At 66.7% G+C, this 10,131-nt stretch carries 1 protein-coding gene; it reads left to right on the forward strand.

Features of this window, described 5'->3' with window-relative positions; translation table 11 throughout:
* On the forward strand, nt 1–10,131 hold a 10,131-nt coding region (locus tag ABQ137_RS20605; RefSeq protein WP_349783473.1), incomplete at both ends, for a non-ribosomal peptide synthetase.

A 10,131-nucleotide genomic window follows, 5' to 3' on the forward strand; every position in this document is an offset into this window, starting at 1 on the left:
GAGCACGTGCGGCCGGAGCGCAGCCTGGGCCACAGCCCGGTGTTCCAGACGATGCTGGCGCTGAACAACACGCCGGGCGCACGTGAGCTGTCCTTGCCAGGGGTGCGTCTGCAACCGCAGCCACAACCGCGCACCACGACCCAGTTCGACCTGTCGCTGGCGTTGAACGAACACGCCGGCGCACTGACTGGCGAACTCGAATACGCCACCGACCTGTTCGACGCGGCAACGATCCAGCGTTGGGCCGGCTATCTGCAGCGGCTGCTGCAGGCACTGGCGACCACCGAGGACTGCGCGGTGGCGCAGCTGCCGTGGCTGCCAGAACAGGAGCTGGCCCAGTTGCAGGCCTGGAGCCTACCCGATGCTGCATGGTCGTGGCCGGCATTGACCCTGCCGGCCCTGTTCGAGGCGCAGGTACGGCGCACACCGCAGGCCGAGGCGCTGCGCTTTGAAGGACGCAGCTTGAGCTACGCGGGGCTGAACCGGGCGGCGAACCGGGTCGCGCACCGGTTGCTGGCCCTGGGAGTCAAGCCGGACGACCGCGTCGCGATCCGGGCCGAGCGCGGGCTGGAGCTGTTGATTGGTTTGCTGGGCATCCTCAAAAGCGGTGCCGGCTACGTGCCGATCGATCCTGCTTACCCACAGGCGCGCCAGGACTACATGCTGACCGACAGTGCACCGGCGGCATTGCTGGTCGATGCGATCGGCGTCGCCGGGCCGGCCGCTTGCCCGCAGTTGGCGATCGCGTCGGACGAACCGGCAAGCGAGGACAACCCGCAGGTGCCGGCGCTGGGGCCGCAGCATCTGGCCTACGTGATCTATACCTCCGGCTCGACCGGCCAGCCCAAGGGGGTGATGGTCGAGCACGCCAGCGTCGCTGCGTTTGTGCGCACACATGCGACAAGCTGTCGTCTTCAGCCGGGCGATCGCGTGCTGCACTTCGCCTCGTGTTCGTTCGATACCTCGATTGAGGAAATCTTTCCGGCGTTGGTGTCCGGGGCAACGGTAGTCGTGCGGCCTTCCTGGATGGTGTCGCCCGACACGCACTTTGTGGAACTCCTCGCCGTCGAACGTATCGCCATCCTCGATTTGCCGACCGCGTTTTTCCACGTCTGGGCGCAGCAGGCTCCGCAACGCCGTCCTGCCCTGCCAGAGCAGGTACGTTTGGTCGTGGTCGGTGGCGAAAAGCTTGAACGCGGTGCGCTGGCGGGCTGGTTCGCGCACCCTTCCGCGCGGTACGCCACCGTACTGAATACTTACGGGCCGACCGAAGCGACCGTGTATGCGACGTCCATCGCCCTGGAAAGCGTGCCCCAGTGCGAAAGCCAGGTGCCCATAGGACGTCCGCTGCGAGGCCTCAAGATCAGCATTCTCGATTCTTGCGGTGCTCCGGTGCCGCAGGGCGTGATTGGTGAGATCCATATTGGCGGCGTGCAAGTTGCACGTGGATATCTCGGGCAGCCTACGCTGACTGCAGAGCGCTTTGTGCATGATCAGGACGCAGCCGGCGACGCGCGCCTGTACCGCACCGGCGACCTCGGTTGCTGGCTGGGCGATGGCAACATCGCTTATGCAGGCCGCCGCGATGCGCAGATCAAACTCCGTGGCTTCCGCATCGAGCCTGGTGAGATCGAGTACGCGTTACGCCGCTGCGACGGAGTCGCCGACGCGCTCGTGCTGCTGCATGACGATGCGTCTGGCGCGAGCCGACTGGTTGCTTATGTAGTTGCCGCGGAGGCCAACGCGCCATCAGAGCAGATGCTTCATTCGGCGCTGTCCGAAAAGCTCGCTGCTTATATGTTGCCTTCCTGCTACGTCTTGCTGGAAAACTTTCCGCTGACCCGGTCAGGCAAGATCGACCGTGCCGCGCTGCCGGTGCCGAACGCTTCTGCCAGGACGAACTCCGAACACGAATTGCCGGTAGGCGCGGTCGAATCTGCGATCGCGCGGGTTTGGGCCGGGCTTTTCGGCTTGGAGCAAGTCGGTCGCCGTGACAATTTCTTTGAGCTTGGCGGTCACTCACTGCTGGCGATCGCCATGATCGAGCGCCTGGCAGGCGAGGGCATCGAGCTCCCCGTTCGCGATCTGTTCCTATCGCCGGTATTGGCCGATCTCGCCGCACAGGTATCGCGCGGGACTACGCAGCCAGTGCCACCGAACCTGATCGAGCCGGGTCGTACCGCGATCACCCCTGACCTGCTGCCGCTGGTAGCGCTGTCTCAGGCTTCGATCGACCGCATTATCGACACGGTCCCGGGCGGCGCGGCCAATGTGCAGGATATCTATCCGCTTGCGCCATTGCAGGATGGCATCCTGTTTCATCATCTGCTGCACGCCGAGGACGCGGTCGATCCCTACGTCCTGCGGGTAAGTCTGGAATTCGATGGCATCGTGCGCATGGAGCGCTTCATCGACGCGCTGAAGACGGTGGTCGCACGCCACGACGTGCTGCGCACTGCCTTGTTCTGGCAGGCACTGGAACGGCCTGTGCAGGTCGTGTTGCGCGAGGTGTCGCTGCCCGTGTTCGACGGCGTTCCAGGCGCCGTACGCATGAACCTGAGCGCCGCGCCGTTGCTGCAACTGTGGCGTCATGCCGATACCGGCGACGACGGTTTGATCCTGACCGTGCTGTGGCACCACATGGTGTCTGATGCGGTGGCCATGGGAGTGATCCTGGATGAGGTGCGCAACTTGTTGCTCACCGATGCGTCGGCATTGCCGCCGCCGGCGCCCTATCGCGACTTTATCGCCCGCACTGGCGCTGTCCACGACAGCGTGCACGAGGCGTATTTCCGCGAACGCCTGGGCAGCGTCGATGAAACCACCGCAATCGGCGGTATCGTCGACGTGCGCCATGACGGCGCCGCGATCCGCCAGTCGGTCCTGCGCCTCGAGGACGACGTCGTCGCGCTGATCCGTCGCGCTGCCACGGCCGGGGGCACGGCGCCATCGGTTCTGTTTCATGCAGCATGGGCGCGCGTGCTGTCCGAGCATGCCAGCCGCAGCGACGTAGTTTTTGGCACAGTGCTGACCGGTCGCCTGCAGGGGATGGCCCAGGCAGGGCGCACCGTTGGCATGTTCATCAACACCTTGCCGCTGCGTTTGGATCTGGCCGGACGCGGCGTCGCCGAGGCGCTCGACGAAACCCGGTTGCGTCTAGCCGAACTGCTCGCTCACGAACATGCATCGCTTGCCTTGGCTCAGCGCTGCAGTGCGGTCGCGGCGGGCATACCGCTGTTTACCGTGCTGTTGAACTATCGTCAGCACAGCAGCCAGACCGATGCCGATGCTGTTTCATCGCTGGGCGAGGGCATACGGGTTGGCGGCGCTCAAGCGCGGAACAACTATCCACTGACGATGTCGGTGGACGATGACGGAACCGGCTTCGGCCTGACCTCGCTGAGCATCGGTGATATCGACGGCCCGGCGCTGGCCGGGCATCTGGTTCGCGTCGTCGAGGCGTTGGCTGCGGCACTGCTATCCGATCCGCAGCAGCGGATCGACTCGCTGGCGCTGATCGACGCGCAGGAGCGCGAACAGTTGCTGGCGCTGGGCCGCGGCAGGTCACAGGCGCGCACGCGCGCGCATGGCCTCATCGACGCGTTCCAGGCCCAGGCTGCGCGGAGCCCGCAGGCGATTGCACTACGCGCGACCGAGACCGGGGCGAGCACCGACTACGCGACCCTGGCCGCGCACGCTAACCGCCTGGCCCACGCGTTGCGCGAACAGGGCCTTGGCCCAGGCGATCGCGTTGGGATCTGCATGGAGCGCGGGCTGGCGCTGCCGGTGGCGCTGCTGGCGGTGCTCTCCAGCGGCGCTGCATATGTGCCGCTGGACCTGCGCCAGGGCAGCGAACGCCTGGCACGGATCATCGCCGACGCCAACATTAGCGTGGTGCTGGTCGAAAGCAGCTCGGCGCCAGCCTCGCTGGGCGGGGTGGACATGCTGTATCTGGACGGCGCCGGCACCGATCCGGACTGGCTTGGCGAGTACCCCGCGCAGCCGCTGGAGACGAGGCTGGCCGATGATGCGATTGCCTACGTGCTGTACACCTCCGGCTCGACCGGCGAACCCAAGGGGGTGGAGGTGTTCCATGCCGGGCTGGCCGACTATTGCGCATTCGCGCGCGAGAGTTACTACGACCAGGCGCTGGATGGATCGCTGGTGGCGAGTTCGCACGCGTTCGACCTGACGGTGCCGTCGTTGTACGTGCCGCTGCTGGTAGGCGGGTGCGTGGAGCTGCTGCCGGCGGGAGAGGAGTTGCCGGCGCTGGCGCGGCGGCTGGAGCAGGCAGACGGAGCATGGCTGCTGCGGCTGACGCCCTCGCACGTGCAGGGGCTGCTGCAGCTGGCCGACGCATCGCCACGTGCAGGCGCGCATGCGTTCGTGATCGGCGGCGAGGCGTTCCCGGCGTCGCTGGCGCGTGCGTTGCAGGCCAAGTATCCGCAGGCGCGGCTGGTGAACCACTACGGTCCGACCGAGACGGTAGTGGGCTGCACATGGCAGCGGCTGGACCAGGTAGTGCTGTCGGGCGAGGGCACACTGCCGATCGGTCGAGCGATGAGCAATACGCGGCTCTACGTGCTGGGGCCGTCGGGTCAGTTGTTGCCGCGTGGGGTGCCGGGCGAGTTGTACATCGGCGGTGCGGGCGTGGCACGTGGCTACGTGAACGATGCGGCACGCACGGCAGAGCGGTTCCTGGAGGATCCGTTCGAGGCGGGTGGGCGAATGTATCGCAGCGGCGACCGGGTACGCTGGCGAGCGGACGGGGCGCTGGAATTCCTGGGCCGGATGGACGGGCAGGTAAAGCTGCGCGGTTACCGGATCGAGCCGGGCGAGATCGAGGCGGTGCTGCGGGAGCAGGTGCGCGAGATATCGGTGGGGGTGCACGGGGAGGGTGCTACGGCACGCCTGGTGGCCTGGGTAAGCGGTGTCTCGGGCGAGGGCTGGGAGGAGGCGCTTCGCGCGGTGGCCACGTCGCGCTTGCCGACGTACATGCAGCCGTCGGTCTACGTACCCTTGGAGAGCCTGCCGCTGACAGCCAACGGCAAGCTCGATCGCAAACGCCTGCCGGCGCCGGAACGCTCCCGGGACGCCACCCTCCACGAGCAGCCGCAGGGCGGATGCGAGCAGCGCATTGCAGCCATCTGGAGCGAACTGCTCAAGATCGAAATGATCGGCCGTGACGATGACTTTTTCGTCCTGGGTGGTCATTCACTGACCGCGGTCCAGGCGGTCGCGCGCTTGCGTGCCGCGTTCCACCGGGAAGTTCCGTTGCGTGAACTCTTTGCGCACCCATCGCCACGTTCGTTGGCGCTGTACCTGGATGCAGCCGATGACGCCGACACGGCGCCGATCGCGGTGGTCGACCGTTCGCGCCCGTTGCCGCCATCGCTGGCCCAGCGTCGGCTGTGGTTCCTTTCCCAGCTCGACGGCGCCGCCGGTGTGGCTTACCACATGCCGGTGTCGCTGCGCCTGGAAGGCGAGCTTGACGTTGCAGTATTACGCGCTGCGCTCGATGCGCTGGTGGCGCGGCATGAGAGCTTGCGCACCCGTTTCCTGGCGCGCGATGGCGAGCCCGAGCAGGTGATCGATCCGGCCGATCGCGGCTTTGCGCTATGTGAGCTCGATGTGTCGCTGCTGCCGGCCGATGAGCGCGCGGAGGCGGTGGCCACCCACGCCCGTGAGGCCGCTACCGCACCATTCGATCTTGCCGCCGGCCCGCTGGTGCGTGGTCGCCTGTTGCGTCTGGACGCGCACACCCATGTGTTGCTGCTGACCCAGCACCACATCATTTCTGACGGCTGGTCGGTGGGGGTGCTGGTCGGCGAGCTGGGGGTGTTGTACCGCGCCTTTGCCGAGGGTGCGGCCAATCCCTTGCCAGCGCTGGCGTTGCAATATGCCGACTATGCGGCCTGGGAGCACAGCCAGCTCGCCGGTGAGGTCTGGCAGCGTCAGATCGATCACTGGAAGCAGACCTTGTCTGGCGCGCCGTCGCTGCTGGAACTGCCGACCGATCGTCCGCGTCCGCCGGTGCAAAGCTATCGCGGTGCGAGTCTGCCGCTACGCCTGGAGCCTGAGCTGGTCCAGGCACTGCGCAGCTGGTCCTCGCGCCACGGAGCGACCTTGTTCATGGCCTTGACGGCCGGCTGGGCAGCGTTGCTGTCACGGTTGGGTGGGCAGGAGGAGGTGGTGATCGGCACGCCTGTGGCAAACCGCCCACGTGCGGAGCTTGAGGGGCTGGCGGGCTTTTTCGTAAACACGCTGGCGCTGCGGGTGCCGGTGGACGGCATGGCGGATGCGGCGACGCTGTTGATGCAGGTGAAGGCGCAAGCGCTGGACGCGTTTGCGCATCAGCAACTGCCGTTCGACCAGGTGGTCGAGCACGTGCGGCCGGAGCGCAGCCTGGGCCACAGCCCGGTGTTCCAGACGATGCTGGCGCTGAACAACACGCCGGGCGCACGTGAGCTGTCCTTGCCAGGGGTGCGTCTGCAACCGCAGCCACAACCGCGCACCACGACCCAGTTCGACCTGTCGCTGGCGTTGAACGAACACGCCGGCGCACTGACTGGCGAGCTCGAATACGCCACCGACCTGTTCGACGCGGCAACGATCCAGCGTTGGGCCGGCTATCTGCAGCGGCTGCTGCAGGCAATGGCGACCACCGAAGACTGCGCGGTGGCGCAGCTGCCGTGGCTGCCAGAACAGGAGCTGGCCCAGTTGCAGGCCTGGAGCCTACCCGATGCTGCATGGTCGTGGCCGGCATTGACCCTGCCGGCCCTGTTCGAGGCGCAGGTACGGCGCACACCGCAGGCCGAGGCGCTGCGCTTTGAAGGACGCAGCTTGAGCTACGCGGGGCTGAACCGGGCGGCGAACCGGGTCGCGCACCGGTTGCTGGCCCTGGGAGTCAAGCCGGACGACCGCGTCGCGATCCGGGCCGAGCGCGGGCTGGAGCTGTTGATTGGTTTGCTGGGCATCCTCAAAAGCGGTGCCGGCTACGTGCCGATCGATCCTGCTTACCCACAGGCGCGCCAGGACTACATGCTGACCGACAGTGCACCGGCGGCATTGCTGGTCGATGCGATCGGCGTCGCCGGGCCGGCCGCTTGCCCGCAGTTGGCGATCGCGTCGGACGAACCGGCAAGCGAGGACAACCCGCAGGTGCCGGGGCTGCGGCCGCAGCATCTGGCCTACGTGATCTATACCTCCGGCTCGACCGGCCAGCCCAAGGGGGTGATGGTCGAGCACGCCAGCGTGGTCAATCTGTGGCGGGCACTGGAGACGTGGCTCGCACCAGCCTGTCCGGCAACGGCGAGGGTCACCCTCAATGCCGGCGTGTCCTTCGATGCCTCGCTGCAGGGCATCGTGCAGTGGCTATCCGGGCGTTGCGTAGTGGTGGTGCCGACAGCGGTCCGCCGCGACGCAGAGGCGTTGCGCGCGTTCCTGCGCGACGAACGCATCGATGTCTGCGATACCACTCCTGCGCAACTGGAGGCCCTGCTGGTGCATGGCTTGCCCGACGTGAAGGAGGGAGGACCCCGGACATGGCTGGTCGGCGGCGAAGCGATCGCACCGCGGCTATGGCGGGCGTTGGCGGCGCTGGATGCGCTGGCGCTGAACGTCTATGGCCCGACCGAATGCACGGTGGATAGCAGCTGCGCGCGGATCGAGTCTGCGGTCGCTCCGCATATCGGCCGGCCACTGGCCAACGTGCAGATTCGTGTATTGGACGCCTTCGGTGCACCGGTGCCAGTTGGCGTGCGCGGCCAGATCCACATCGGCGGCGCGGCCCTGGCTCGGGGCTATTGGCGTCGCCCCGAGCTAACCGCCGAACGCTTCGTCGAACTGCACGGCGGGCGTTTCTACCGAAGCGGCGATCTGGGCCGCTGGCGCGATGACGGGCGCCTGGAATACCTCGGTCGCGCTGACGAACAGGTCAAGCTGCGTGGCCATCGGGTCGAGCTGGGCGAGATTGAGGCCGCACTGGCGGCCGTGCCCGGCATTGAAGCAGCCGCGGTGCTGCTGGGTCGCGACGCGGCTGGCGCCGCACGCTTGGTCGCGTACGTCGCCAGCGCCGAAAACGAGGCGATTGGCTGGCATGACCACCTAGCGGTGCGGCTGCCCGCACATATGTTGCCATCTGCCTATGTGCGCCTGGACAGGCTGCCGCTGACCGCCAACGGCAAGATCGATCGCCGCCGGCTACCGGACTGCGGCCAGGAAACCCAGGTCACCCGTGGCCATGTCGAGCCGAGCACTGACACCGAGCGCACGCTCACGGACATCTGGCAACAGCTGCTTGGCGTCGAACGGGTCGGTGTCGAGGACAACTTCTTCGAGCTCGGTGGTCATTCGTTGCTGGCAATGCGGATGACCAGCGCGGTCGCGGCGCGATTGGGACGGACTCTTCCAGTGCGCGTGGTTTTTGAAGGCGCAACTCCTGCGGCGGTCGCCGCCTGGCTGGATGCGCAGGACACCGAATCGGCTGCGCTGCCACCGCCAGAGGCGACGGCGATTGAACCGGCGCCACGCGATGGACGCTTGCCGATGTCGTACTCACAGCGGCGGCTGTGGTTCATCGACCGCCTGCAAGGCAGCGACGCCTATCGCATGAGCGGCTCCCTGCGCCTGCGCGGTCGTCTGGATGTCGAGCGCCTGCATGCGGCACTGCGCGCGGTTGTCTCTCGCCACGAAGTGCTGCGCACGACCTATGGCGAGATTGATGGAGAACCTGTACAGCGGATCGCTGATAGCGATGGGTTGCCCTTTGCGATCGACGATCTGCGCGGGATGGAGCCGACCATCCGTGACGGACGTTGTCTGGCGATTGCTGCCGAGGAAGCGACGCATCCGTTCGACCTGGGCCGGGATCACATGCTGCGGGGACGGTTGGCGGTGATCTCCGACGACGAGCACCTGCTGTGGCTGACCGCACATCACATTGCCTTCGACGGTTGGTCCTACGCAGTGCTCGTGCGCGAATGCATGGCGATCTACGCCGGTGCGCACCTGCCGCCGCTGCGTGTCCAGTATGCGGACTATGCCACCTGGCAACGGCAGCGCCTGGATGGTCCGGCGCTGCAAACCCAACTGGGGTATTGGCGCGGGCAGCTGGAGGATTTGCCGCCGACCCATTCATTGGTATTGGATGCGCCACGTTCGGCGGCTGCAGCTGGAGGCAGCGAACGCTATGCCGTGCGGCTCGAGGTGACAACTCTGCAGGCGCTGCACGACTTGGCCAGGCGCCACGACGCGAGTCTGTTCATGCTGCTGCATACCTCGTTGGCGGCCGTGCTGGCCGGCTTCGGCGCCGGCACCGATCTGGCGATCGGGACGCCGGTAGCCGGGCGCGGCCACGTCGCGTTGGAGCCGATGATTGGCTTTTTCGTCAACACCCTGGTGTTACGCAGTGATCTGTCCGGCGACCCCGATTTTGAAACCGCGCTGGCGCGGGTGCGCAGCACCGATCTGGAAGCCTATGGCCATGCCGAGGTTCCGTTCGACATGCTGGTCGAGGAGCTGAATCCGGTCCGCAGTCTGCTGCATGCGCCGCTGTTCCAGATCCAGTTCAACATGCGCAACAACGAGCGCGTGCATCTGCACGTGCCAGGGCTGTCCATCACCGTGCAGGAGCAAGAAGCCGCACTGGCGAAGTTCGACCTGCAGATCGGCGCCGAGGAGTGCGACGATGGCCTGTTGCTTGACTGGCTGGCTGCTCCGAAGCTGTTTTCGTCCGAAAGAGTGCGACGAATGGCCGACGCTTGGGTGTCGTTGCTGGCACAGATCGCCGCCGATCCAAGCAGGAAGCTGAGCGAATACACCCTGCTCGATGCGGATGAGCGCAGCGAATTGCTGACGCTGGGCACAGGGCCGGATCGTGCGCAGGGACGCGGGCAACCGCTGCCGCTGGCGATCGCGCAGGTGGTACGTGGGTGTGCGGACGCGCCCGCGGTGCGTGCCGGTGCAGCGACGCTCAGCTATGCGGAACTCGGGCGCTTGTCCAACCGCCTGGCACATCGGCTGGTGGCTGCGGGCCTTGGCCCAGGCGATCGCATTGGGATCTGCATGGAGCGCGGGCTGGCGCTGCCGGTGGCGCTGCTGGCGGTGCTCTCCAGCGGCGCTGCATATGTG

The sequence above is a fragment of the Xanthomonas sp. WHRI 8393 genome, from assembly GCF_040203315.1.
GTDB lineage: Bacteria > Pseudomonadota > Gammaproteobacteria > Xanthomonadales > Xanthomonadaceae > Xanthomonas > Xanthomonas arboricola.